Raw genomic sequence first — 24,676 nt, forward strand, 5'->3', positions numbered from 1 at the left:
CTCGACTGGCCATTACCGGTCCGACCGTTTCCGACGGAACGGCTGCAATGCGGCAGAGAAGGAAAGGCGCCCGGGCATACTCGACGCCTGGCTACTTCAAGAAATGGCGCAACCGAGCACTGAGCACTCGAAGATCATGGAGTAAGTCCGCAACACCTGTGCCCGAGCCCGGCACCTCCGCACCGGAGGCGCCGGACCCGGACGTGGGTGGATCGGCTGTCAGCTGGTCGCGTCGAGCGCTGGTGCGCGTTCCAGCAGGGCGGTCCTGGTCCGGCGGCGCCAGGTCCGGGCCAGGTTGGTGACGTTGTCCGGCGTGGAGTGACCCAGGTCGACGACTGCCAGGGACGCCGAACCGTCCTGATCGCACTGCGCGACCCATTCGCCGTCCGGCGGGACCACCCCCGACGGCGCGACCGGGCTGTGCTGGGCGGGGACGGCGAGGCTTGCCCAGTAGCTGTTGGTGGCCGCGTGGGCGAGCGCCTCGTTGGCCACCATCGTGCTGAAGGGCACACTTCCGGTCGTGGAGATCAGGACGACGTCGACGTCGAGTCGTTCGTACTCCATGAACAGCTCAGGGAAGTGGGAGTCCATCCCCAACGCGCAACCGAACCGCAGACCGTCGACGTCGAAGGTGACCGGGGCCGCGCCGGGGGTGTACATGTAGGTGATCTTCGTGGTCGACAGGGTGCGTTCGTCGTAGCGGGCGACCACGTCACCCTGGTCGGAGATGACGTACATGCTGTTGTGCGGGCGGTCCTGCCCGGAGAGCTGGTGCACCGAACCGAGGACCGTCCAGATCCCGAGCTCCCTGCCCAGGTCGGTCGTCGCGGCAAGCTCTCGCCGCAGCACGTCCCATTCGAACCTGCTCCAGTCCGAGGGGCCCACCTGGTCCGGGCCCTGCGAGGACATGACGAACTTGCTGGGGAAGCAGGTGGCTCCCTCGGTGAAGTGCACGATCCTCGCGCCGGCCTGGTGGGCCTCACGCATCATGCGGCGCAGCTCGGCACCGCTCTCGCGCAGTTCGGCGCTGCTGGTGGGGTCTTCGCGGACGGTGGTCTGGGCCACCGCGAACCGCAGGCTTCTGGACTCCGGCATCACGTCTCCTGTGAGAGTGGATCGGAAGTGCCGGAGGGCAGTCGTGTAGGACTCGCCCGTCTTGGCGGCGCGGGCACGCACCCTGCGTTTGAGATTCCTGTTCGCTGTCATCTGGCCTTCCACGCCTCGAACGCCGGTCCCCCAGCGACCACGCCCGAGACGATCGGACCATGACAACAGCCTGAGAACGAGAGCCCCTTTACCTCCGCGACGGACCGCGCTGGGGACGGTCACCGAAGGTCAGGCGTAGGCCACGCCGCCGCACATCCTGCCGAGACCATGCCTCGCGGTCAACCTGGCTCGCCCATCAACCTGGAAAGTCGGGACAGGTGGCTCCAGCCATCCCCATGAGCGGAGTCCTGCGCCGCAACACACCGACCTGCCACTCGAACCCGTGTGGCTGGATCGAGCCGACGGCCATCTCGTGGATCTCGTCCGCGACACCGAGGAACACCCACGACCACAGGGCGGGAGTGATCAATGCCCAGTCGAGTTCGTCGAGGGGTCGCACCCCGTCGTACCCACGGACGACCTCGTCCCGCTTCGCACGCCAGGCCAGCGCGAAGTCGGACACGCGATGGTTGAGGTGCGTTGCCTCGAAGTCGACGACGCCGGTCAACCTGCCGTCCCGGCAGAGCAGGTTGGGGAGGCCGAAGTCGCCGTGGATGACCATGAGCAGCCGGTCGCGAAGATCCAGGGCGTCGAAGGCTTCGCGCGCGCGGTCGGCGTGCCAACGCAGGATGCGGGCAGACTCGGGAAAGAACCGCTCGTACTCACGAAGCCGACGCGTCAGCACGGGGTCCGCCACGATCCGTTCGGCGCGCTCGCACCCCGGTCGTTGCCCCAGGTCGGCGAGCGTCTCCAGATCGGCATGCAGCCGCGCGAGGAGCCGACCGACCGCACGTAGCTCCGACGGCGATTCGGTAACTACGGGAGGTGCCCCGGGGAGCCGTGCGAACAGGCACCACGTGCGGCCATCAACCACCAGCGGCCCGTCGACCGCCACCGGAACGGGCCAGCCCAGCGCATCCAGACGCTGGAGCACCTGTAGCTCGTACCCGATGTCGCCCAGGGGCTTGTCCTGGTAGCGCCGCAGCACCAGTGGGCGACCGTCCCGAGACACCCGCCAGTGCAGGTTCGCGCGCCCGCCCAGGTAGCCCTCCACCCGCAACGCCCACCGGGCCAGCACCTCGCTCGGCGGCGACGGGCGATCGGCTCCCTGCGGCAGTCGTGTCACCCGCCAATCCTGCCGCAGCCACCATGCCGTTGCGCTTTCCTTGACCGCTCAAGTGCGGCCACCAGGCCGTTGACCGGATGCGGACGCCGCGTAACGATTCCGCTCCCGCCACCGATATGCCCTTCGGGACCGTGGCCGAGTGGCACGGAGCCGCCGGCGCTCTCTGGCGGGAGATGCCGGAACGTCGTTCCGTCCCTCGAACGCGAGGTGCTCTCGGCGGGTGGAGCCTCCTCTCTACCCGCCGGGGGCTCGGGGAGTGTCGCGCGTGCCCTTCCCCACCGCTGTGCTCTCGGACGCGCTCGCCGAAGGCGGCCGGCACGACGAACAGGTCGCCGTGGTGTTCTACGCCCTGGTCGTCGCCGTCATGTCGGCTCCCTGGTGGCTGCCTTCAGCTACCTGCGCAGCAGGCCGTACCTGCTGGAGACCGGCGTCGATCCTGCCTGTCCGGGCACCCAGCGGGCCCGCCCGATCACCGGGATCGGGCTGTACGCGGTGAGCGCCCTCGCGGGCTGGTTCGTCCCGCCGCTGCGGCTGGCACTGATCGTCGTCATGATCGCCTACCACGCCCTCACCAGCGAGGGTCTGCGCGAAGGCCAGTTCGGCCGGGTCCTCACCGCTCGCCGCGGCCGCTGAGACGGTGGCGCGCCGAGGCGGGGCATGTGTTCCAGGCGGGGTGCCGGCGGCGCCTATCACCCTCGGTAGGTCTCGAGGAGGCGCAGCCACACCTCACTGATGGTGGGGAAGGCAGGCACTGCGTGCCACAACCTCTCCACGGGCGTCTCCCCCGCCACGACGACAGTGGCGGAGTGCAGAAGCTCGGCAACTCCCGGGCCCGCGAAGGTGACGCCGACAACGGTGGAGCGGTCCGGATCGACCAGCATCCGGGCTTTGCCCTGGTAGCCCTTCGCGTACTGGACCGCGCCGGCCACACTGCCGATCTCGTAGTCGATCACATCGACATGGCGGCCGGTGCGCCGCGCCTCCGTAGTGGTCAAGCCGACGGAAGCGATCTCGGGGTGGGTGAAGACGACCTGCGGTACGGCCGCGGTGTCAGCGGTCGTCTGATGGGCGCCCCACGGGCGCTCGTCCAGCGATTCACCGTTGGCGCGGGCGGCAATCACGGCGCCGGTGATCCGAGCCTGATACTTGCCCTGATGGGTGAGCAGGGCGCGGCGGTTGACGTCCCCGGCGGCATAGAGCCAGCCGCCGGGAACCTCCGGCACCACGCCGGTGTCGTCCACGGTCAGCCACGAGCCCGGGGTGAGCCCGATGCTTTCCAGGCCGATGTCGTCGGTGCGCGGAGCCCGGCCGGTGGCGAAGAGTATCTCGTCTGCGACCATCTGCCCGCCGTCAGCGAGGGTGATCCGCACCTCACTGCCGGGGCCGTCCTCCCGTACCGCGGAGGCGACAGTGGTATCGAACCGCACGTCGACACCCGCCTCGCGCAGGCTATCGGCGACCATCTCACCCGCGAAGGGTTCCATGCGGGACAGCAGTCCCGTGCCGCGAACCAGCAGGGTCACCTGGGCACCGAGCCCCTGCCAGGCGGTGGCCATCTCGACCGCCACCACGCCTCCCCCGACCACGGCGAGCCGTCCGGGAACCTCGTGTGCGCTGGTCGCGTTCCGGCTGGTCCAGGGGCGCAGAGTGTCCAGTCCGGGCAGGTCCGGCAGCGCGGCGCGGCTACCGGTGCACACGGCTACGGCCTGACGGGCCTCCAGACGAACGGTGGCGCCGTCCGGCGTGCGGACCGCCACGTGCCGGGGTCCTTCCATGCGGCCGTGTCCGCGCACCAGGTCAACGCCGACCGAGGTCAGCCAGTCGACCTGATCGTCGTCGGTCCAGTTCGAGACGATCTCGTCGCGGTGTGCGAGTACGGCGGCGGCGTCCAGTGCTCCGCCCATCCCCGGGTCCAGGCCCACGACCCGGCGCGCGTCGGCGCGTACCAGCACCGGCCTCAGCAAAGCCTTGCTCGGCTCGCAGGCCCAGAATGAGCACTCGCCGCCGATCAGTTCACTCTCGATGATGACGGTGCTCAGACCTGCGGCGCGGGTGCGGTCGGCGACGTTCTCGCCGACCGGACCGGCGCCGATCACGACGACGTCGTACGTGCGGGGAGCGTCGTTCATCTCATGTCCTCCACATCTGCCCGGCTCTACCACCACGGATCCCGGCGGAACGTGTCACGGCACGCCCGGGCAGGCCGCCAGGTGATGGAGTTCGCCATCGACGGGACAGCATCCCGAAGGAGGCCGAGACCGACTCAGCGTCCGGGCAGCCGCTCCGTGATCTCCTGGAGTACCCAGCCGTTGCCGTCCGGGTCCGTGAACGAGGCGAACGAGGCGTAACTCGTCCGCTGCGGGTCCGGGCCCGACACCCGGTCCACCTCACCCGCGTGGTGGAAAACGCCACCGGCATCGTGGAACACCTCGCCCACGTCGACGCCTCGAGATACCAGCTCCGCCCTGGCCTGCTCGATGTCGGAAGCGACCAGGTGCAGTCCCTGGACCGAACCTGGCTTCGCGGTCGTGACGCCGGTTCCGAAAATGACTGAGCATCCTGAGCCGGGGGGCGTCACCTGTACCACCCGGTAGTTGTCGGCGCTGGCAAGATCGGCATCAAGGCGGAAGCCCATGCGGTCGGCGTAGAAGTCCTTGGCCCGGTCCACGTCCGAGACGGGCAGCACCACGACTTCGAGTCTCATATCCATGCTCGTGCCTCGACTTCTTTGTCCCATCGTCAGAACCGACGATGGACCCGCGACAGTTCATCGCGGCTCGATGCCAGCCATTAATACCTCAGGATTGTCTTTCGAACCGGCCGACATGCGGGCCCGTCCCGCATCGTCCGTCAGCCCCGTTTCACCTCCACACCTCCCCATGGGCACGTCCGCGCTCAGGTGCTCGCGCTACTGGCGGTAGCCGCCTCCGTATAGTAGGTTCCGGCTATTAGGAACCGGTGAGGTGAGATGGCGAAGCGGAAGGTCTCCAACACGTTGGCGTTGGCCGTGCTCGGCCTGCTGCAGGAGAAGTCGATGCATCCGTACGAGATGGCCTCGACGCTGCGCGAGCGGTACAAGGACACCGCGTTCAAGATCAACTCCGGGTCGCTCTACGACACGGTGGAGGCCCTGGTCCGGCACGGCTGGATCGAGCCGGTGACGACGGGCCGCGAGGGCAGGCGCCCGGAGCGGACCGTGTACGCACCCACCGAGCTCGGCCAGGGCGAGTTCGTTCGCTGGGTCGACGAGCTCATCCGCACCCCCGTGGCGGAGCACCCGAAGTTCATGGCCGCCGTGTCCTACCTCGGCGCGCTCGGGCCGGACGGTGCGGTGGACGCGCTGACCGAACGAGCGGACCAGCTGGGCCGGCGGATCGCGGAGACCAGGAACGTCCTGGCCGACACGGTCGGCTCCGGTCAGATCCCCAGGCTCTACATGATCGAGGTCGAGTGCGCGTTGCACGCCTGGGAAGCCGAACGGGCCTGGACCGAGCAGACCATCGCCGAGATCCGCGACGGCAGCCTGCCCTGGCCCCAGCTGCAGGAAACCGACCAGGGATGGACCTGGTCCCCCGACACGGAACAGCGAGGAGCGACATGACCGACGTGGTGATCGTCGGAGCCGGTCCGGCCGGGCTCCTGCTCGCCGGCGAACTCCGCCTCACCGGCATCGACGCCGTCGTACTCGAACGCCACTCCCGCCGCCCCGACTTCTGCCGCGGCTTCAACCTCAACGCCCGCGCCCTGGACCTGTTGGCGCGACGCAGCCTCGCCGAGCAGCTGATCGCCGAGGGCTGGCAGGCCCCGCAGGCGGCGTTCTCCGGTCTTCCGGTGACGCTCGGCCTTGCCGGCACCCACACCGACCACCCGTACTCCTTGGGCATCCCGCAGACCCGGGTGGAGGAGTTCCTCGAGGGCCACGCCCTCGACCTGGGGGCCGACATCCGGCGCGGACACGAGTTCCGCGCCCTGGACCAGGATGCCGAGTCGGTCACCGTCACCGTGGGCACCAGCGACGGTGACTACCGTCTGCGGGCCGCCTATGTGGTGGGCTGCGACGGTGGCCGCAGCACGGTCCGCAAACAGGCCGGCATCGACTTCCCCGGCACCGCGTCGACCCGCTTCACCCTGCTCGGTGACGTCGAACTCGCCGAACCCGAGGCGTTGCCCTTCGGCGTGACCGCGGGCCCTGGCGGGGCGGTGTTCGTCATTCCCCGACCCGGCTACGTCAGGATCGTCACCGCCGACCTGAACCCTCCCGCGGACAAGGACGCCCCGGTCAGTCTGGACCTGCTCCAGGCCACCGTGGACGAGGTGCTCGGGCGGCACGTCGAGCTGCGCGCGCCGCGCTGGCTGACCCGGTTCGGCGACGCTGCCCGGCAGGCTGCCGCCTACGTCCGGGGCAGGGTCGTCCTGGCCGGGGACGCCGCGCACATTCATCCGCCGGCCGGGGCGATCGGCGTCAACGTCGCCCTGGACGACGCGTTCAACCTGGGCTGGAAACTCGCCGCCACCGTACGCGGGGACGCTCCGGCGCACCTGCTCGACAGCTACCACTCCGAACGCCACCAGGCAGGCGCGCAGGTGCTGGCCAACACCCAGGCCCAGGTGCTGCTCAGCGAGGCCGGCGAGCGGCTCGGACCGCTCACCGACCTGCTCACCCGCGTCGCCGGCCACTCCGCGGGCAACCGCGCCTTCGCCGAGACCATCACCGGCCTGGACACCCGCTACGACATGTACTCCGACGTCGACCATCCCTGGCTTGGTCGTCTCGCTCCCAACCTCACGCTGGACACCCGCGCCGGTCGCACCGATCTCGCCACGCTGCAGACCGCCGGCCGCGGCGTTCTGCTCGACCTGACCGGCGCAGACGTCGTCGGTGAGGCGGCCGCAGGCTGGGCCGACCGGGTCGACATCGTCGCGGCGAGCTGTCCCGCTCGTCCCGAACTCCGCGCCGTGCTCGTACGGCCGGACGGCCACACCGCCTGGGTGGGCACCACGGATCACGACTCCGTCGACGGTCTCGGTCAGGCACTCCACCACTGGCACGGCCCGGCGGCACACCACGCGACCACGGCGACCATCACGGTCACGGCGCCCACCGTCACTACAGCAAGATCGCGTTGACGAGACGGTCACCCCGCATCAGCCGGTCGTCGTGTCGCCTTCCGGAGGCGCGCTGTCGGCCGGCAACCCGAGCACCTCGCGCGGTGTCGTACAGATCATCCGGCGCAGGTCGGCCTCGGCGACGCCGACGTTGGCGAGGGAGTTCACGAACGCCTCCAGCAGGTCGGGCGGCCACGGGGCGAAGGGCTGTCCGCCGTCGGTGGAGATGACCGTGCGCTCCGGGCCGACCGAGGCGATCAGGTCGGCGGCCTGCTGCAGGGTCATGGCGTGTCCCTGGTGCACGGCGATGGGGTAGGCGATGTTCGCGGCAATCTCCACGTAGGCGCCCCGCCGCGCCATCCGCCGGTAGAAGTCCTCGTCTCCGCGAGGGACGTGGAAGGCGTGGGTGATCAGGCAGCGTGTCCCCACCGACGCGCACTCCTCGACCAGTGTCTCGATCTCGGTCGTCGACAGATGGGCGGTCGCGAGGAACGCGCCGTGTTCGGCGACGAGCCGCACGATCTGGCGGACTTCGGGGAGCAGTTCGCCACCGTCGTCGAGGACGCTGAGACCGGCGCCGCTTCCACTCAGGTGGTCCGGGACCGTCATCGCGGCGATGCCGTACGTCCCGGCGCCGAACTCGGCGATGTGCTCCCTGGAGTGGAACGTGGGCATGAACACCGCCCGCGCGCCCAGGGCGAGCGCGGCTCCGACGGCGTAGGGGTTGAAGCCTCCGACGTATCTGTTCAGGGTGATGGAGCCGTAGACCTCGACCTCGGGGACGAGGCGGCTCGCCAGTTGTGCCCGGCTCGTCGTGGCCTCGTGGTGGGCTTTGAGGAGGATGCCGGCCATGCCGGCCGCCCGCGCCCGCTCGGCGAAGTCGAGTGCGTCACCGCGGCGGACGAACAGTTCAGGACCGGCGTGCACGTGCAGGTCGATGGCGCCTTCGATAGTGATCACGACTCATCCTGTTCCCGTTGTGCGCTGGAACGACAGCCCCGCATCCTCCTCAGTGCGGCCTACTCCGGCCGCCGATCTCTCCGGCCGCCGATCCGCGCGGCACCGATCACCGGCGTCGAACAGGAGATGCCAGACGGCGAGCGCGCGGCTGGTCATGGTGCGCATTCGGAGGACGGGACGGATTGCTCAATGACAGGAATTCCGCATCATCCTCGCGGATCGGCCGATGCGGCGAGCTCGACGAATGTCGATGTGCAAACAAGGTAAGAGATCCGTACGATCCGCTTCGTGGTCGCACTCTCGGGCTCTCCGTGGCATTGGGCCAGGACGAGTTGGCCCTATTTCACGGCCAGCGCCGTCTACCTGGTCGTCGCGGTGGCCACCCGCCTAATGGCCGCAACGGGCCTGCTGGGTGAGGTGATCAGTCACAACCACATAGGTCTGGCCGGCCTGGCAAGCATCCTGGCAGGTATTCCGACCGCAATCGCCCTGGGCTGCATGCTTCTCATAGGTGTGCGTGGATGGCCGGGTATCCTCCTCGCCGGCTTGGTCGCGAACCTCTTGATCGGACTTCCGCCCTTGGCGGCAGCCGCAGTCGCGATAGTAAACGTCCTGACCCCATTGTCCGGATATACGCTGATGCGCCGCGCCGGATTTCGCCTCGACATTGATCGCCTTCGCGACGCGATCGCGCTGGTGTTCCTCGGCGCCTTCGCCGGGACGTTGATCGAGGGGGTGTCGGTCGGCTTCGTGCTCAGTAGTTTCGGGCTGTCCACGCACTTCTTGGGCATCTGGTTGCTGGCCTGGACGGGTGATGCGATGGCCGTTCTGGTCGTCGTTCCGTTACTGCTCGTAGTCCGGCGCGCACGGCTGCCCCAACGCATCGACAGGCGCCGGTGGCTGGAAGCAGGCGCCCTGTTGGCGGGTACTTTCTTGGCGGCCTGGGTCGGATCGACGACCTCCTTCGACGTTGTGTTCCTCGTCTTTCCGTTCCTGATCTGGGCCGCACTACGGTTCCAGCTCGCCGGGACCGCGCCCTCCGTGGCGGTGGCGATGGGGGTCGTGCTCGCCGCCGCGGCCGGCGGCACCGGCCCGTTCGCCGGCGGGCACCTCTACACCACACTGATCACCCTGCAGGTGTTCAACGGCGCCACGGCACTGAGCGCGCTCCTGCTCGCCGTGATCATCACCCAACGCAACAACGCGCAATGGGAGATCGAGGCCGCCCGCTGCCAGCTGGTCGACGCGATGGGCCGCCTTGACAGGGGACGCGACGGCGTCTCACCCCTCGGCTCCTTCGTCGCCCTACGCCGACACGACGTGGGCGACGGAGCCTGACCACCTCGAGGCACGAGCCGGCTATGAATCTGAACCCATGCCGCAGCGGCACGTCACGCCTTGATCAGCTGCTCGCTCAGCTCCCAGAGCCGCTGGGCGGACAGCGGGTCGATGGCGTGCGGCGCGATGCCGGACGGGATGTCGTGCTCGGCACCGAAGGTGACGGGCTTCGGGTCATGGTCCAGCGGTGAGATGTTGTTGTCCTTGAGGTAGACACCACCGATGTCGGCGAGCAGCGGACTGGTCGCCGCGAACACGATGGTGGCGGCCCCCTGCTGCGGGGTCCTCCTACCGCGGTCGGGGTCGATGATCGGCCGACCGGAGTCGTCGATGAGGCCCATGGCCCGCAGCTGGTCCTGGCCCGCCGAGCTGTTCAGGTTCGTGCCGACGATGACGCCTGGGTGCACGGCGTAGCCGCGGATGCCGTCCTCGGCGCATCGGCGGTCCAGCTCGACGGCGAACAGCACGTTGGCGGTCTTGGACTGGGCGTAGGCGAGGTGACCGTCGTAGCCGGAGACCAGTCCTTTCGTGACGGGTTGGCCGAGTCCTGTTCTGAGCCCGGGGCACGGCGGACGCTTCGGATGCGCCGGCTGTGCGAGAGCGGTAGGGGGTGGGGGTCAGGCGGCGGCGCGCTCGTCGACGGGTCGGCGGCGCAGGCTCGAGCGCTGGACGGCCGGGGGCACGTAGGCGGACTGGTCGGGCGTGCCGACATCGGTGCCGGGCGGAACGATCTCGTCGATCCGGTTGAGGATCTCGTCGGTGAGGGTGACGTCGACGCCGGCGAGCAGGTCGTCGAGCTGGTCCATCGTGCGCGGCCCGATGATCGCGCTGGTCACGCCAGGATGAGCGATCGCGAACGCCATCGCGAGGTGCGTCATCGGCAAGCCCGCCTCGTGGGCGAGCGGAATGATCTGTTCGACGGCATCGAGTCGACGCTCGTCACTGAAGCTCGTGAAGATGGCGGCGCGACGGAGGTCGGTCTGCTGACCCTTGCGGATGCGCCCGGTGAGCATTCCCTTCGCGAGCGGGCTCCAGACCAGCGTGCCCATCCCGTAGCGTTGGGCGACGGGCAGCACCTCGGTTTCGATGCCGCGGTTGAGGATCGAGTAGGGCGGTTGTTCGGTGCGGAAGCGTTCCAGGCCGCGCCGCTCGGCCACCCACTGGGCTTCGACGATGTCAGAGGCGGGCATGGTGGAGGACCCGATCGCGCGGACTTTGCCGCTGTGGATCAGGTCCGACAGCGCCGACAGCGTTTCCTCGATGTCGGTGTCCGGGTCAGGCCGATGAATCTGGTAAAGGTCGATGTGGTCGGTCTGCAAGCGACGCAGCGAGTTCTCGACCTCGGTCATGATCCAGCGCCTCGAGTTGCCTCGCTGATTGGGATCATCACTCATCGGGCCATTCACCTTGGTCGCGAGGATGACGTCGTCGCGGCGCCCCTTGAGCGCCTTCCCGACGATCTCCTCGGACTCGCCGCCTGAGTACCTGTCCGCGGTGTCAACGAAGTTGATCCCCGCGTCCAGCGCTCTGTGGATGATCTTGATCGAGTCCTCGTGGTCGGGGTTGCCGCCGGCGCCGAACATCATCGCGCCGAGCGCGTAGGGACTGACCTTGATGCCGGTCCGGCCGAGGGTGCGGTAGTGCATGCGTCTCTCCTGTGGGGTCGAGGTGGGATGGCCGCTCGCTGGATGACCTATGATGGATGAAACGGAACGCCTTTCCGGAACTATACGGAAGGACTTTCCGGTTAGCAAGTGGGAGGAGTGTCGTGGCAGGAGACGCAGCGCCGACCGGAGTCGAGGCGACCGGCTCGAAGCGTCGGGTACGCGCCGACGCGCAGCGCAACATCGACTCCTTACTCGAAGCGGCGAAGGCGGTCTTCGCCACATCAGGCGTGGACGCGCCCGCGAAGGAGATCGCCGATCTGGCCGGCGTCGGGGTCGGAACGCTGTACCGGCACTTCCCGCAGCGCTCGGACCTGGTCAAGGCCGTGTTCCAGCGCGAGGTGGACGCGTGCGCCGATGCGGCCCCGGCGCTGAGCGCAGCGCACGAGCCAGGGGTCGCACTCGCGAAGTGGCTCCACCGCTACACCGAGTTCGTCGCGACCAAACGAGGACTCGCCACAGCCCTTCACTCAGGCGATCCGGCGTTCGACGCCCTGCCCGGCTACTTCATGCAGCGACTCGGACCCACCCTCGGGTCACTGCTCGAAGCCGCGATAGCCAGTGGCGAGATTCGAGCCGACATCAGCCCCAAGGACCTCCTGTACGCCGTCGCCAACCTCTGCATGCCCGTGAGCGACGATGGTCCCGCCTACAGCCAACGCATGGTCGCGCTGCTCGTCGACGGACTGCGCCACAGCGCCGAACGTCAGCAGTCGTGAGCATGTCCTCACCGATGCCACCTGCCCGCCGGCGCACGGCCTCGTGAGTGCGGTGTCATCTCGCGTGTCAACGGTGCGGGGATCGCGTACGCGGATTCGCCTCGCGAAAAGCGACAGGTGCGGCAGGATCGTCACCACGGTGAATGCGATTCAACTCTGCGGGCTGATCGTGAAGGAGACGCGCCATGAACGTGGAACGGCGGGGGAACGAAGCCGAGCAGGTCGTCACTCGCAAGGGCGGAGCCGACTCCGTCGACGGGTACATCGAGGAACTCGCGAGCCCCGAGGTCGTTCGCGACGTACTCATCGAGGAACTGCGACGCATCAACCACGGCTACCTGTCCGCCCTGGTCGCGCTCAAGGCCTGCACGGATCCGCCGGAGCGCTTTGACGAGCGATTCGCGACCGCCGTGGTCGGCTACGTGCAGGAACTGCCCACCGAGAAGGAGCTGAAGGCCGTCCAGGATTCGTACGACAAGATGCGTGCCTGGCACACCGAAGACCCGCGGAACCGCTGAGCATGGGCCGGGGTCGCACTCGCTGCCGCGGGCATCTCCCCCGACTCCCAGGTCAGTTGGTCGTCGTCAGTGTTAACGAACCCTCATCGGGGGAAGGCTTCCGAAGGGGCCACAGCACGCTCAGCCCCGAGGGTCGCCTACGCCCAGGCTCGCCTGCCCGCGCATACGCCGGCGTAGGCGACCCACACCACCGGGGAACGCCTCACCACGTCGCGGGTTCACCGGGTCACCGCAAGGCCAGGTCACCGCGATGCCCCTTTCGGAGTTGCTTGTGGGGTTCCCCTGAGGGCCGAACGCGGACGAGCGCAGACTGATGTCATGCCAGGGCCAGAGTGGGCGAAGATCGTTCCTGCGGTCCCGTCTGTGCAGCCACCCGCTCAGACTCCGCCAGGGGGCCGGCGGTTCGAGGCCATCGGTCTCGAGCTGACGCCGGCGCCGCTTGACGCCGTGCCCGATTTGACCGTGGAGCGGGCTGTGTGGGCGTTCGAGGCGCTCTGGGGGGAGCGTTGGCGCGAGTACGGTCCGCCCGAGGCTGAGCTGATGCTTGGTCGCAACGGCAGTTTCTTCTTCGAACCCGGGCCGGGGATGAGCTTCGCGGTGTCCTTCGCCGACCGCCTGCTGTGGATCCTGGACTGGGACAAAGTGCACAGCCGTTCCCGACCCTCGACAACCTCCGAGGCGAGGCGCGTGCACGGCACCGCGATCGTGGACGCGACCAACGGCGAGGTGCTGGCCGTCCTTCAGAACGGCAGCGAACTGCCGCCATCGGCGGCCGCCCGCTGACCAGCGACGCGTCAGCCTGCGGATGGCGGACGTCAACGCTCCCTTGCGCTGGTGACGGTCGCTGGTTTCAGGTTGATCTCAGTTGAACACCGACACCCGGGTGCGGTGGTGCCGTGGCTCCTCGATCTCGTCGATCATCGCCACCGCGAGGTCCGCGTAGGACAGGTACGCCGATGCCGGTGCTGCCGTCTCGCCCCCGATCCGGTAGTGGCCGGTCCTGGGGCCGTCCGCCCGCAGGAGTGCGGGCGGGGTGAGCGTGAGCCAGTCGACGCTGGTACGCCGCGACTTCAGCCGGTCCAGGCCGGCGGCGTGCGCGGCGGCGAACGGCCGGATCTGCGCCGGGAACATGGACGGATCATCCATCACCATCCGCCCGTCGGTGGTGGTGAGAGTCGCGAACAGGCCGACCACGAGGAGCCGTGGAACGCCCGCGCCGGCCATGCCGTCCAGCAGGGCGTCAGCAGCCTTGACGAAGAAGTGCGGGTCGAGGTCGGCGAAGCCCTGATCGGGTCCGCTGAAGGGGCTCACCGCGTGCACCACGGCGTCGTGGCCACGCACGATCGCGGGGATGTGTTCGGTGTCGGTGACGTTCCCCCGCACTACCGTGACCCCGACCGCCTCGATGCCAGCGTGCCGGTTCGGGTCCCGGACGACGGCGGTGACCTGATGCCCACGCGTGCGTGCCTCGGCCGTGAGGGCTCGTCCGGCCCTGCCGCCCGCTCCGAAGATGGCGATGCTGGTCATGTCGCTCCGTTCTGGAGGCGTGTCTCGCCACCAGAACCAGGACAGTAATCCAGCAGGTACCGGTTACCTCAACGAAACTAGGGCTCTCGGGACTTCCGGTGGGCACCCAACAGGCGCTGGACGGGTTCTCTGGGGGCGACGCCGGGCGGCCCATCGGTCGAGTACTCGCCGCGGTCGTGATGTTCACGGTCGCCGGGGTCGTGCGCTCTGGCTACTCACCGGTGCACCAGGCGATCAGTGCTCTCGGCACCGGGCCGCAGGGCTGGATCATCAACACGACAAGGGTTCTGCTGAGCGTGAGCTTGATGGCGTTCGCCGTGGCCTTCGCCGTCCTCATGCGTGGGGTGCTACGCACGGGTGCGCGCAATCTCGCCGTCGGGTGTGTGCTGGTCGACGGTGTTGGGACGCTCACGGCCAGCGTCTTCACCTCGGGACCCTCGACAGTTGTCCTGCATTCGATCGGAGCGACACTTGGCTGTCGTGTCATTGGTCGTCTCCATCGTCGTCGGGATCGGTTTGCGGCGGCAGCCGCAGTGGCGCCGATGGGGAACCTATTCGCTGACAGCCGCGGCAGTGGCGGTCATGCTGGTTGTCGCGGGGTATGCGCTGTTGATGCCGCGTTCCCCACTTCACACGCTGCGGCTCGGTGGGCTGCTCGAACGAACCGACTTCGCCTGGCACTACGCCTGGTACGCAGCGTTTGGCCTGCGGATGTTCCTCGGTACCGACCGCGCCCGGGTACCGGATCTACGGCGAGGGTTAGCCTCGCACTCATGACCACGCCCCTGGACCCGGACATGTTCGATCCCCTGTGCCCCTCCAGCGCCATGCCGATCCAGATCGGGGACAAGTGGACCGGGATGGTCGTGCTCTGCCTCGAAGGTGGCCCACGACGGTTCAGCGAGTTGAAGGCTCCCCTTCGTGGCATCACACCGAAGGTGCTGACCCAGACGCTGCGAGCGATGGAACGTGACGGCCTGGTGACCCGGACCGCCTACGACGAGAACCCACCCCGGGTCGAGTACGAGCTGACTCCGCTGGGACGCAGCCTGCTCACCCTCGTCGCGGCCGCCCGCGCGTGGAGCAGGGACCACCTCCCGGCGCTGCTGCAGGACCGCGAGGCGCACGACGCGGCACCCGTCCGACGCCTGCTGGTGTAGGACCGTCGGTCTGGGAGGGCTGGAGATCGGCCTCCCCTTCTGGTCTCCGGTCAGAAGTCGACGCGCATCACCGCGCGTCGTGGTGTCGGCGTGCTGACCTCGCTGTAGCCCGCGGCGGCGAAGAGGCTCCGGCTCCCCACATACAGCGCGGCGGCACCGGCGTCCTCTCCTGCCCGCGTGATCTTCGGGTATGCCTCCACCGCGCGGGCGCCGCGTTCGCGGGCGAAGTCGATCGCGGCGTGTGCCAGGGCGGATGCGATTCCGCGGCGGCGGTATGCCTTGCGGACGACGAAGCACGTCACGGCCCAGACGCCGTCGTCGGCCTTGTTCTCGTCGCGTCCGGTCCAGGGAACGCGCATCCTCAGCAGCCGTGGGTAGGCGGTGCGGGGTTCGACGGCGCACCAGCCGGCCGGCTCACCTTCGCAGTATGCGATCAGGCCAGTGGTCGAGGAGGCCCGCGAGTCTCCGCAGTTGGTCTGCTCGTGGAGTCGTTCGGCGCGCTCCGGCGGTCGCACCGAGGTGCGCCACTCCTCGTTGTTCAGCTTGAAGAACTGGCACTGGCAGTCGTGGCCTTCGCCCGCGCTGAAGACTGCCTGCAGGTCGTCCCAGGACGCTTCGTTGGCCGGGACGCTCCTGAGCTGGTCCGGTGAGTTGCCTGTCGCCATGCCCCCATCTTCCCAGCGCGGTTGGGCGCGGATCCACGTGCCGACGCCCACCCGCGATGACGCACCCTAGCGGCCGTAGTGACCGCGGCCGCCGTGGTGTGACCCTCCGGCCGGGCTGACCTTGGACAGGAACGCGTCGTAGGCGGGTTTCGGCGTCCACGGCTGCGTGCTGTACATCAGGCCGAAGGTGTTCTCGCGGTTGGCGTTGTCGTGGGACTGGTTGTCGACGAGTTCGTACCAGATCATCGGTCCGGCGTAGGGCAGGGAGAACCAGTAGTCGAACTCCTGGGCCGTCCAGGCGGCCTGGTTCGCCTCACTGATCTCGCCCTCTCCGGTGCCGGTCGCCCAGCCGACCTCGGTGGCCCAGATCTTGCGGTTCGTGTCACCGTGGGAGTTCATCAACGCGATGACGCGCTCGAGTTCCTGGAAGGTCCACTGGTCGTCGCCGGGCGCCGACACGTAGGTGTAGGTGTGGTAGGCGATGCTGTCGAAGTAGCCCTTGCCGCCGTTGGCGTAGATCGCGGTCATGAAGTCGATCGGTTTCATGCTGTCCGGCACGTAGATCGGGTCGACCGGCGCGAAACCGCCGACCAGCACGGTCGGTGCGGGTACGCGGAGTTCCCGGGCCGCGCGGCGGATGCCGGTCGTGCCGGGGATCAGCATGTTGTGGGTGTACTGCGCGGGGTCGACGGCGGGCATGTTGAAGAACTTCATGTTCTGCTCGTTGCCGAGTTCGAAGGTGATGGTGACGCCGCGGTTCAGGTAGCGCTTGGCGATCTGGTACGCGATCTGCCCATAGGAGGCGTTGTCGGTCGGCGCGTAGTTGTGGTCACGGGTGTCGGCGCCGTCGGCCGCCCAGGAGGGGGCGGACCTGATGACCAGGTTGTACTTCAGGCCGTGGGCCTTGATCGTGTCGAAGATCATGTCGGCCTGGGTCCAGTCGATGGTTCCCCTGGTGGGTTCCATCAGATCCCAGAACAGGGTCGCCCGCACCCATGTGGTGCCGGTGGCGGCTACCTGGTCGTAGAGGGCGTCGAGGCTGTCCTGGGTCTGGAAGTAGGGGTCCTGGGTGTTGAAGCCGAGGTCCTCGCCGCTGTAGGTGCGGTTCGGGTTGGCGGTCAGCTCCACATCGTCGGCGAAGCTGAGACCGCTGTTGTCGTTCTTGTAGAGGAAGATGAACGCGCTGGTGCTGGCCGGTCCGGTGATGAACGACACGCTGAGGTTGGTGTAGGCGGTGGCGGTCGTGTGCGTGTTGACCTCGGTCCCCTCACCGGCGTAGTTCTTCACCCCGAGGTAGACGAGGTCGGACTGGGTCATCACCCATCCGGTCAGGGTGTAGGAGGTGTTCGGGGTCAGGCCGGTGACGGTCTGGGAGACGCCGGTGAACACCGTTCCGAGGTTGACCGCGTAAGTGCCGGAGTGCGCGTTGTTCGCCACCACGGTGGCGTCGTTGGTGTTGTCCCACGGGGCGAGGGAACCGGTTTCGAAGCCGGGATTGGGATTGAGGACACCGGACTTCTTCCCCGGCTTCCCTGCCGTGCCCGCGTCGGCGGGGTGGGTGCTGGCCGAGGCGACGGTCAGGTGCTGCGCGTTGAGAGCCAGGAGTACGCAGGCCAGCACGGCCAGGACCAGCGTTCCGCTCCGGATGGTTCCACCTCTGGCTCGCATGACGGCCTCTCTCCGTTGCGCCGAACTCCCCGCGTGGCGAACTCCGACGCGGATGCTGACCGGCGACCGGCGTTCGCGCTGAACGACCCACGGAGTCTAGGCGCGCCACGCAGGAACGGGCAGTGGTGCGAGGTCCGAAGGCGGACGGCCTGTACGTGGTCAGTCCGCGAGCGCTGGCGCAAGGGATACGAGGTTGGCCGCCCTCCGGCGTGTTCGTCTCCTGGTCACGAGTGCTCGGGACACTCGCTGCCAAAGCTGACTACGTGATGTCGCCCAGACGACGCAGGAAACGCGGTCAATGAAGGGTGGGTCGGTAGGTGAGCTCCTGGATGTGACCGTCCAGCGTCCGGTGCTCCACCAGTTCCAGGTCGAGTCGTGTGGGCGAGGTGTCATGAACCCGCTCCTCGCGCCACGAGGGCTCCGGCGCGTTCTGGATCGACCTCAGGCTCAGGCTGACGACTGATCCAGCGTTGGCAGTGATCCGCCTGTCGTTCGGTGGGACCTGAACCTCTGGATCCCGGCCAGATTGAGGGCGATACCCCACAGGCTGACCATGACGAGGAAGGGCAGCCACGAGGCGGTCGTCATGGTGCCCGCCAGAAGGTGTCTGGCCGATTCGAAGGGCGTCAGCCACGCGCGTGACGATGGAGCGATCGCACCCAGCACCAGCCACAGACCCAGCGGGGCACACGATCGTCGCCAGGCATGCCAGGACAGCGCGACGAAGCAGGAGCCCGAAACCTGTACCAGTGAGCTGAGCAACGACCTGCGCCACGACGCTGCCGAGCACGAGCTCCACCGCACTCCCCCACGGGTGCGGCGAATGCGACGGGAACGCCGCCACCACGGCAGCCGACACGATCGCCCCGAACGGCGCGAAACCAACGGCGACTCCGACCGCCCAGCCAAGCGTTGAAGGCAACTTTCGGCGGCGGCCATGCAGGTGGAGGTCGTAGGTCATGACGGCGCCACAGAAGGGAACACCCACCGACAGCAGGCTCTGGACGGGTGCGGACACGGCCGCGAAGTCCCTCTCCCCGCCGGACAGGTCCGCTGTGACAGCGACCGCTCCCGCGACCCCGGCCAGCGCGGTGACCACTCCGATCGTCACCAGCGCGCGAGCGTGCCGATGCATCGCGCTGCCCCCTTTTCCACCCCTGGCGCTGCCTCGTGCCCTGAGATTACTGAAGTACTTACAGCGTTCGCCGAGCCGGCGCGTGGCGCCACTCCGGACGCGGACCGACCACTGCCGGAGGAGGAACCCTTCCGGCCCAAGGCGGGGCTGCTCCCGGTGTCAGCCCCGCCTCACCTCGGGTCGTGCGTCAGTCGGCGGTCGTCGCGCCGAACTCGCGGATGATGGCCCAGTCACTCTGGTTCGCGGTGACCCGGTAGCGGACGTAGCGCGCGGAGGTTGTCGTCGTGACCTTGATCTCGGGCTGGTCGGCGAACTCCCCGAGCCGCTCCCAGGTCATGCCGTCGGCGGAGACCTCGAGGACGCCCTGGCGCAGGTAGTCGTCCGGGCGTACGCCGGGCTCGCTCATCTGCAGGTGGACGCCGGTGAGGTCGCGGACCGCGCCGAGGTCCAGGAGCAGGTAGTCGCCGACCCGGGCGCCCTTGCTGCCCCAGAAGTACGTCGACAGGTCACCGTCGGTGGCACGGTCGATCGTGTAGGTCTGGTACGTCGGCAGCGACGAGCGGATGTGGCCCGCCGAGGAGACGGTCGGGGTGACGCCGAACTCGCGGATCACCAGGCTGGTCCCAGGCTGTGCGCGGGTCGCGCGCAGCCGGAGGAAGCCTGCCGAGGTGCCGACCGGCAACACCGCCTCGACGTCGGCCTGGCCGGTCAGGTCGGCGACCCGCTGCCAGGACGAGCCGTCGGTGGAGATCTCCAGGATCGCCTGCCGCGGGTAGGCGTCCGGCTGGTCGGGTGATCCCATGCTCAGTGTGACCCCGCCGAGCTGCTTCACGCCGTTCAGGTCGAGGGTGACCTAGTCGTCGCGGCGTAGGGAGCGGTCGCTCGCGAAGTAGGTGGACGGGTCGTCGTCGAGGATGTTCTCCAGCGGATGGCCGGCCGCGGCGGGCAGGGTGGAGGTCGGTGTGGGCGGGACGTCCCAGGGTTCGTCGACACCTTCGTAGTCCGGCGGCAGTCCGACCTGCTTGATGATCGGCACGAACGACACGAACGACGACACGGGTTTGGGCGAACCCCAGGTGACCTGGGCCAGTGCGGCCATGGGAGCGCGTAGGTGCCCGGCGACGCTGGGTTCGGGTTCCTCGACGCCGGGTTCTCCCCACAGGGTGAGCTGGGTCCCGCGCAGTTGGGGGCTGTTCGGGTCGATGTCAATGCTGCCTTGCGGATCGACCGGGAACACGTGGGGTTGGAAGTCCTCGTAGATGGCGGCGGAGTCGGGTCGGCTGACGCCGACGATGTAGTAGAGCTCGTGCCAGTTGGAGTTGACGACCTGGTGGCCGCGTTCGAGGACACCGTTGATGTCGAGGAAGTCCGAGCCGTACCAGTAGTCGATGGTCACGTCCTGGTCGACGGGGACGAGGTAGCCGGCGACGAGTTGGTCGTTCCAGATGCGCAGGGTTTTGCCGTGCTGCTTGACCAGATCGTTGGCCCAGTTGATGAAGCCGTAGAAGGCGTCACGGGCACGGGCCTCCGGCCCGTACTTCTGCCGCGCGTAGTCGCGCAGGTCGGGGAAGTTCGCGATCTGGCTCTCGGGTAGCCACTCGTCGGCTCCGAGGTGCCAGTACGGTCCGGGGAACAGCGGGAGGTACTCCTCGATGAGGTCGCGGGCGAGGCTGTAGGCGCCGTCCTTGCTCAGGTCGAGTGCACCGGGCTTCACTGTCCCGTCGGCACCGACCAGGCGCAGGTCCGGGTGGCTGTCGAGGATCTGCGTCATGTGGCCGGGCATGTCGATCTCGGGGATGACGGTGATGTGGCGGGCGGCCGCGTACGCGACGAGGTCGCGGATCTGCGCCTTGGTGTAGTGGAGGTCGGAGACGATCTCGGGGTGCCGGTCGCTTTCCAGCCGGAACGCCTGGTCGTCGCTGAGGTGGAGATGCAGGACGTTGTACTTGTAGTACGACAGCAGCCTGATCCGGTCGCGGAGCCAGTCGACGGAGTAGAACTGGCGTGCGGTGTCCACCATGAAGGAGCGTTCGGCGTAGGCGGGCCAGTCCCGAGCCGTGCCCTTCGCGATGGTGACGCCCTGCCGCAGGAGTTGGAGGACCGAGCGGGTGCCGTAGAACACCCCGGTCGAGGTGGGGGCGCTGATGAGCAGGACGTCGGCGACCTGGAGTTCGTAGCCCTGCTGGTTGTCGAGGCCCTCAGGTGTGGCCAGCCGCATGTGGATGTCGCCGCGCCGGGTCCGGGTGGACTGGTAGGCGCCGGTGATGACGGCGACGCGAGTGCCGGTGAGGGCGTACAGGTCGTCAGCGAGGAGGTGGGCGGTGTCGGTGAGCTCCTCGGCCGCCGCGGGGTCGACCACGATCCGCGAGCCGGGGAGGAACCGGTAGGAGGCCTGGCCTGGTGCGTCCGTCCACTGCTGGAACGCGGGCAGGACGGTAGGTGCTTGCGGTGGCGTGTCCTGGGGCGCGGCCGCGGCTGGCCGCGTCGTCACGCTCACTGTGAGGAACAGCAGGCCGCTCAGCAGGGCCGCGAGGGCTCTGCGTGGTGTCGCGGCCCGGCTGATCGCCCGGGCCAGTGGCACCGTCGTCATCGTTGTCCCTTTCCGCTACGAGTCGTTGAACCTTCTGGTCACGATCTCCGCCTTGCAGGTTTCGGTGCCGAGCGCGAGCGCCCCGATGAGGACGGGGGCGTCGCCGAGTGCGGAGATCTCGATCCGCGGCGGGGATTGCACGCGGGAGGACAGTTCGGCGCGTACCTCCTCGAGGAGGGGGCCGCAGTGCGATCCGATGCCGCCGCCGAGGACGACCAGTTCGACGTCGTTGACGCGGGCGATCGGCGCGATGGCGCAGGCGATGCGGCGGGCCTCCTCGTGAAGCACCAGCCGGGCGGTCGGGTCGTCCTGCGCGGTCGCGAAGATCTCCGGGACGGAGGGCGGGGTGTGCCCGTAGAGGCGGTGCGCGAACGCGCTGATCGCGTGCGCGGCAGGGCTGTCCGCGTCGCCGGGGAGGTCGATCTCACCGGCGGCGCCGGAGTGGCCTCGGTAGAGGTGGCCGCGCAGTACCAGCCCGGCGCCGACGCCGGTGCCGACGGAGAGGAACGCGAAGTCGTCGACGCCCTGGCCGAGCCCGCGCCACCGCTCGCCGAGCGCGGCGAGGTTGATGTCGTTCTCCACCGTCACCGGGTGTTCGAGGGAGACCGACAGGGCTTCGACGATCGGGTATCCGTCGATGCGGGAGGGGTTGACCTTGCGGATCTTCCCGGTGGCCGGGTGGATGATGCCGGGCATCCCGACGACGATCTCCTCGAGCCGGTCGAGGCTGACGCCGGCCTGGTCGAGGAGTCGGTCGCGTAGGCGCAGGGCGAGCCAGGGCAGCGCGGCGGCGTCGAGGTCGGTGTGGGTCAGGTCCTCCCGTGCGGTGGTCTCCCCGTCCAGGCTGGCCAGGGCAGCGCGGAGGAAGCGGCCGCCGACGTCGATGCCGAGAACGTAGGCCGAGCGGGGTACGGGTTCGAAGGTGATGTTGCGCTGCCGTACGACGCCGTCGGGTGCTGGACTCTCGCGGACCAGGCCGGCGGCGCCGAGGTCCTGGAGCACGTGGGAGACCGTCGGCTTGGCCATGCCCACGTGACGTGCGATCTCGGCGCGGGAGATGGGGTGGCCTCGCCAGATCGCGTCGAAGACGGTCCGGGCGTTCATGCGGCGAAGCAGCGGGGCGTTCGCGCTCTGCTGGGCCATGCGCAGGGACGTTAGTAACGCCGCGACACCTGCACAAGTAATCCAGTGTTACTTCCGGCCGCCTGGGGTGGCCGACATCGGCACCGTGCGGGGCCGGGCGCGTGGACCATAGCAGTAGTTGTCCGAATCCGGACACCCGTGCGGCGCGATCGGCTCGGCGGCCGTTAACACCCTCGACGTCCCGCACGGTGGGATGTCCGCCGGATCGAACCCCTCGGGTGCGGGCTAGAGTCCGTGGCGCCGACGGGGCCACGGTCGGGCGTACTTCGAATCGAGAGCAGTGCAGCATGGGCATGACGCGCCGTTCGGTCCTGGGCGCGGGGGTGGCGGGTCTCGCGGGCGTCGCCGTCGGAGCCGGCGTCGCGGCCGGGGTGTCACGGGCGACCGCCGCGCGGGCGGAGGCCGATCCGACGCCGACCCCGACCGGCCGGACCTCACCGAAGTCACCGAGCACCAGCCCGTCCCCCACGACCCCGATCCTCCAACCGGACGTCCTCATCGCCGGCGCGGGAGTGGGCGGCGTCGCCGCGGCGCTCGCGCTGCTGCGCGCCCACCGCAGCGTCGTCCTCACCGAACCCACGACCTGGGTGGGCGGTCAGCTGACCAGCCAGGGCGTACCCCCGGACGAGCACTCCTGGATCGAGCAGGAAGGACTCGGGGCGACCCGCAGCTACCTGGAGCTTCGCGAGGCCGTCCGCGCGCACGTACGGCGGACCTACCCGCTCACCGACGCCGCCCGACGGTCGCAGCGACTCGACCCGGGGAAGGCGTGGACCGCCCTGTTGTGCGCCGAGCCGGCCATCTGGCATGCCGAGCTACGCGCGGCGCTCGCGCCGTACGAGTCGAGCGACCGGTTGCGTCTGCTGACCCAGGCGACGCCGGTGGGCGCGCTGGTGCGCAGTGGTGTCGTCCAGGCGGTGCGGTTTCGTACGCCCGACGGTGACGTCCGGGTCCAGCCGCGGTACGTGATCGACGCGACCGAGCTCGGCGAGCTGCTCCCCATGACCGGGGCACCCTTCGCGGTCGGGCGGGAGAAGGGCGGGTCACGCGCGGGTGGTGGCACCGGTGAGCTCCACAACGACCAGACCTTCGCCGACCCGACCTGTCAGCAACCGTTCACGGTGGTCGCCGCGCTCGGCTACACGCCGAACCGGCCCGGCGCACGGGTGACCACGCCCTTCTACGACGACTTCGTCGCGGGGTACAGGAAGTTCGGCGCCGACGGGCGGGACGTCTTCGACCCCAGCCGGAGCTGGGCGTGGAAGGACGGCCGCAACTTCTGGGAGTATCGCCGGGTCCGCTACCAGGGCTACCTGCGCGACCCGTTCCTCGGCGACATCACGCTGCTCAACCAGGCCGAGAACGACCACGCGGATCGGCTGCTGATCCGGCCGGACGGACGGCTTGACAGCCTCGCGTTCAGGCTCGGATTTGCACGGGGAACGGAGCAGACCCGCGGCCTCGTCCAGTACTTCCAGCGGGACTACCAGCACGCCGACGGAACCGGGCGCGGCTGGCCGGGGATCCACCTCGTACCCGACGTCCTCGGCACCTCGACCGGGATCGCCGCGCACCCCTACGTCCGCGAGTCACGCCGCGCGAAGACGGCGCTGGCCATCACCGAGGACGACATCGGGGTGGCCGCCCGCGAACGCAGCCACCCGAGCGCCAGGACGGGGACGCGGTACACCGACTCGGTGGGCACCGGTGCCGGGCCGCTCGACGTCCATCCCACCAAGGCGCACCCGATCGGGCTGTTCGAGGCGACGTACCCGTTCGAGATCCCGTTCCGCGCCCTGCTCCCCCGCGGCCTGCACAACCTCCTCGCCGGCGCGAAGAACATCGGCACCACGTACCTAGCCAATGGCAGCTACCGCTACCACCCGGTCGAGTGGAGTGTCGGCGAGGCGGCCGGACATGCCCTGGCGTTCGCGTTGCGGGAGAACGTCGAACCGCGGGCGTTGTCGGGTCGCTGGACGGCGTTCGCCCGCTACCTCGACGCCAACGGTGTGCACCGGCACTGGCCCGAGGACCTGGCCCGCCAGCGCGTGAACTCCTTCCACTCCTGAGCGTCCGGCGTCCGGCAGTCTGCGTCCGAACCGTCGCTCCGTTCTTGGAACCGTCGACCGGCCGGACCATGCCGGCCACGGT

24 protein-coding genes and 1 pseudogene are annotated in these 24,676 nt (G+C 68.9%); 11 read left to right on the plus strand and 14 right to left on the minus strand.

Annotated elements, in window-relative coordinates:
• Positions 1-219: 219 nt before the first annotated feature.
• Positions 220-1,206 (minus strand): carbon-nitrogen hydrolase family protein, encoded by a 987-nt coding sequence (locus tag HEB94_RS33735; RefSeq protein WP_192753580.1) that lies wholly within the window; start codon positions 1,204-1,206, stop codon positions 220-222.
• A gap of 196 nt (positions 1,207-1,402) precedes the next feature.
• Positions 1,403-2,332 carry a phosphotransferase gene (locus HEB94_RS33740; protein ID WP_192753581.1) on the minus strand — a complete coding sequence of 310 codons (930 nt, stop codon included), beginning with the start codon at positions 2,330-2,332 and terminating at the stop codon, positions 1,403-1,405.
• Between the two features lie 378 nt (positions 2,333-2,710).
• Between HEB94_RS33740 and HEB94_RS33745 the strand changes: the two genes are divergently transcribed.
• The gene (locus HEB94_RS33745) at positions 2,711-2,965 is read left to right on the plus strand and encodes a hypothetical protein (protein WP_192753582.1); all 255 of its coding nucleotides are present in this window, start codon (positions 2,711-2,713) and stop codon (positions 2,963-2,965) included.
• 56 nt (positions 2,966-3,021) lie between these two features.
• Here the strand turns inward: HEB94_RS33745 and HEB94_RS33750 are convergent, their stop codons facing one another.
• Complete coding sequence (locus HEB94_RS33750; RefSeq protein WP_192753583.1) at positions 3,022-4,461, minus strand: dihydrolipoyl dehydrogenase family protein; 1,440 nt, start codon at positions 4,459-4,461, stop codon at positions 3,022-3,024.
• A gap of 134 nt (positions 4,462-4,595) precedes the next feature.
• Complete coding sequence (locus tag HEB94_RS33755) at positions 4,596-5,036, minus strand: VOC family protein (protein ID WP_337918098.1); 441 nt, start codon at positions 5,034-5,036, stop codon at positions 4,596-4,598.
• Positions 5,037-5,300: 264 nt separating this feature from the next.
• Between HEB94_RS33755 and HEB94_RS33760 the strand changes: the two genes are divergently transcribed.
• Complete coding sequence (locus HEB94_RS33760) at positions 5,301-5,933, plus strand: PadR family transcriptional regulator (RefSeq protein WP_192753585.1); 633 nt, start codon at positions 5,301-5,303, stop codon at positions 5,931-5,933.
• Positions 5,930-7,459 (plus strand): FAD-dependent monooxygenase, encoded by a 1,530-nt coding sequence (locus HEB94_RS33765; RefSeq protein ID WP_192753586.1) that lies wholly within the window; start codon positions 5,930-5,932, stop codon positions 7,457-7,459. Before HEB94_RS33760 ends, HEB94_RS33765 begins: the two co-directional genes overlap by 4 nt.
• 18 nt (positions 7,460-7,477) lie before the next feature.
• On the opposite strand, the gene HEB94_RS33770 is transcribed toward HEB94_RS33765, so the two are convergent.
• Positions 7,478-8,398 (minus strand): DUF6282 family protein, encoded by a 921-nt coding sequence (locus HEB94_RS33770; protein WP_192753587.1) that lies wholly within the window; start codon positions 8,396-8,398, stop codon positions 7,478-7,480.
• Between the two features lie 288 nt (positions 8,399-8,686).
• Between HEB94_RS33770 and HEB94_RS33775 the strand changes: the two genes are divergently transcribed.
• Positions 8,687-9,736, plus strand: a complete 1,050-nt coding sequence (locus tag HEB94_RS33775) for an MASE1 domain-containing protein (protein WP_192753588.1) — start codon at positions 8,687-8,689, stop codon at positions 9,734-9,736.
• 53 nt (positions 9,737-9,789) lie between these two features.
• Here the strand turns inward: HEB94_RS33775 and HEB94_RS33780 are convergent, their stop codons facing one another.
• Positions 9,790-10,203, minus strand: a complete 414-nt coding sequence (locus tag HEB94_RS33780) for an SDR family NAD(P)-dependent oxidoreductase (protein ID WP_202896715.1) — start codon at positions 10,201-10,203, stop codon at positions 9,790-9,792.
• Positions 10,204-10,353: 150 nt separating this feature from the next.
• Positions 10,354-11,382: an aldo/keto reductase gene (locus HEB94_RS33785; RefSeq protein WP_192756834.1), complete on the minus strand. Its 1,029-nt coding sequence runs from the start codon at positions 11,380-11,382 to the stop codon at positions 10,354-10,356.
• 122 nt (positions 11,383-11,504) lie between these two features.
• Here HEB94_RS33785 and HEB94_RS33790 point away from each other — a divergent pair, with 122 nt between their 5' ends.
• The 3 genes from HEB94_RS33790 (at position 11,505) to HEB94_RS33800 (ending at position 13,420) form a co-directional block, all read left to right on the plus strand.
• Complete coding sequence (locus HEB94_RS33790; protein WP_337918099.1) at positions 11,505-12,119, plus strand: TetR/AcrR family transcriptional regulator; 615 nt, start codon at positions 11,505-11,507, stop codon at positions 12,117-12,119.
• Between the two features lie 185 nt (positions 12,120-12,304).
• Positions 12,305-12,637: a hypothetical protein gene (locus HEB94_RS33795; RefSeq protein WP_192753590.1), complete on the plus strand. Its 333-nt coding sequence runs from the start codon at positions 12,305-12,307 to the stop codon at positions 12,635-12,637.
• A 447-nt stretch (positions 12,638-13,084) separates the two neighbouring features.
• On the plus strand, positions 13,085-13,420 hold the full coding sequence (locus HEB94_RS33800) for a hypothetical protein (RefSeq protein WP_192753591.1): 336 nt from the start codon (positions 13,085-13,087) through the stop codon (positions 13,418-13,420).
• Positions 13,421-13,498: 78 nt separating this feature from the next.
• On the opposite strand, the gene HEB94_RS33805 is transcribed toward HEB94_RS33800, so the two are convergent.
• Complete coding sequence (locus tag HEB94_RS33805) at positions 13,499-14,164, minus strand: NAD(P)-dependent oxidoreductase (RefSeq protein WP_192753592.1); 666 nt, start codon at positions 14,162-14,164, stop codon at positions 13,499-13,501.
• A 179-nt stretch (positions 14,165-14,343) separates the two neighbouring features.
• On the opposite strand from HEB94_RS33805, the pseudogene HEB94_RS54920 reads away from it, so the two are divergent.
• From HEB94_RS54920 to HEB94_RS51495, 3 genes and pseudogenes are all read left to right on the plus strand, one after another.
• Positions 14,344-14,580 (plus strand): annotated as a pseudogene (locus HEB94_RS54920) (DUF998 domain-containing protein); the annotation flags it as partial.
• Between the two features lie 64 nt (positions 14,581-14,644).
• The gene (locus tag HEB94_RS51490; RefSeq protein WP_238361711.1) at positions 14,645-14,941 is read left to right on the plus strand and encodes a hypothetical protein; all 297 of its coding nucleotides are present in this window, start codon (positions 14,645-14,647) and stop codon (positions 14,939-14,941) included.
• Positions 14,938-15,324 carry a winged helix-turn-helix transcriptional regulator gene (locus tag HEB94_RS51495; protein ID WP_238361712.1) on the plus strand — a complete coding sequence of 129 codons (387 nt, stop codon included), beginning with the start codon at positions 14,938-14,940 and terminating at the stop codon, positions 15,322-15,324. The genes HEB94_RS51490 and HEB94_RS51495 overlap by 4 nt, the downstream gene beginning before the upstream one ends.
• Positions 15,325-15,374: 50 nt before the next feature.
• On the opposite strand, the gene HEB94_RS33815 is transcribed toward HEB94_RS51495, so the two are convergent.
• The 6 genes from HEB94_RS33815 to HEB94_RS33840 form a co-directional block, all read right to left on the minus strand.
• Positions 15,375-15,989, minus strand: coding sequence for a GNAT family N-acetyltransferase (locus HEB94_RS33815; protein ID WP_192753594.1), 615 nt, complete (start codon positions 15,987-15,989; stop codon positions 15,375-15,377).
• A gap of 66 nt (positions 15,990-16,055) precedes the next feature.
• Positions 16,056-17,657, minus strand: coding sequence for a carbohydrate binding domain-containing protein (locus HEB94_RS33820; RefSeq protein ID WP_192753595.1), 1,602 nt, complete (start codon positions 17,655-17,657; stop codon positions 16,056-16,058).
• 295 nt (positions 17,658-17,952) lie between these two features.
• Positions 17,953-18,618 (minus strand): hypothetical protein, encoded by a 666-nt coding sequence (locus HEB94_RS49715; RefSeq protein WP_202896716.1) that lies wholly within the window; start codon positions 18,616-18,618, stop codon positions 17,953-17,955.
• Between the two features lie 361 nt (positions 18,619-18,979).
• Positions 18,980-19,633, minus strand: a complete 654-nt coding sequence (locus tag HEB94_RS33830; protein WP_337918574.1) for a discoidin domain-containing protein — start codon at positions 19,631-19,633, stop codon at positions 18,980-18,982.
• A 12-nt stretch (positions 19,634-19,645) separates the two neighbouring features.
• Entirely contained in the window at positions 19,646-21,382 is a 1,737-nt protein-coding gene (locus HEB94_RS33835; protein WP_192753597.1) for a family 20 glycosylhydrolase, read from the minus strand.
• Between the two features lie 15 nt (positions 21,383-21,397).
• Positions 21,398-22,525: an ROK family transcriptional regulator gene (locus HEB94_RS33840; RefSeq protein WP_192753598.1), complete on the minus strand. Its 1,128-nt coding sequence runs from the start codon at positions 22,523-22,525 to the stop codon at positions 21,398-21,400.
• Positions 22,526-22,812: 287 nt separating this feature from the next.
• Between HEB94_RS33840 and HEB94_RS33845 the strand changes: the two genes are divergently transcribed.
• A complete protein-coding gene (locus HEB94_RS33845) occupies positions 22,813-24,594 on the plus strand; it encodes an FAD-dependent oxidoreductase (RefSeq protein WP_192753599.1) in 1,782 nt (593 codons plus the stop codon).
• Positions 24,595-24,676 lie beyond the last annotated feature (82 nt).

This window comes from Actinopolymorpha pittospori (assembly GCF_014873875.1).
In the GTDB taxonomy this organism is placed as follows: Bacteria; Actinomycetota; Actinomycetes; order Propionibacteriales; family Actinopolymorphaceae; genus Actinopolymorpha; species Actinopolymorpha pittospori.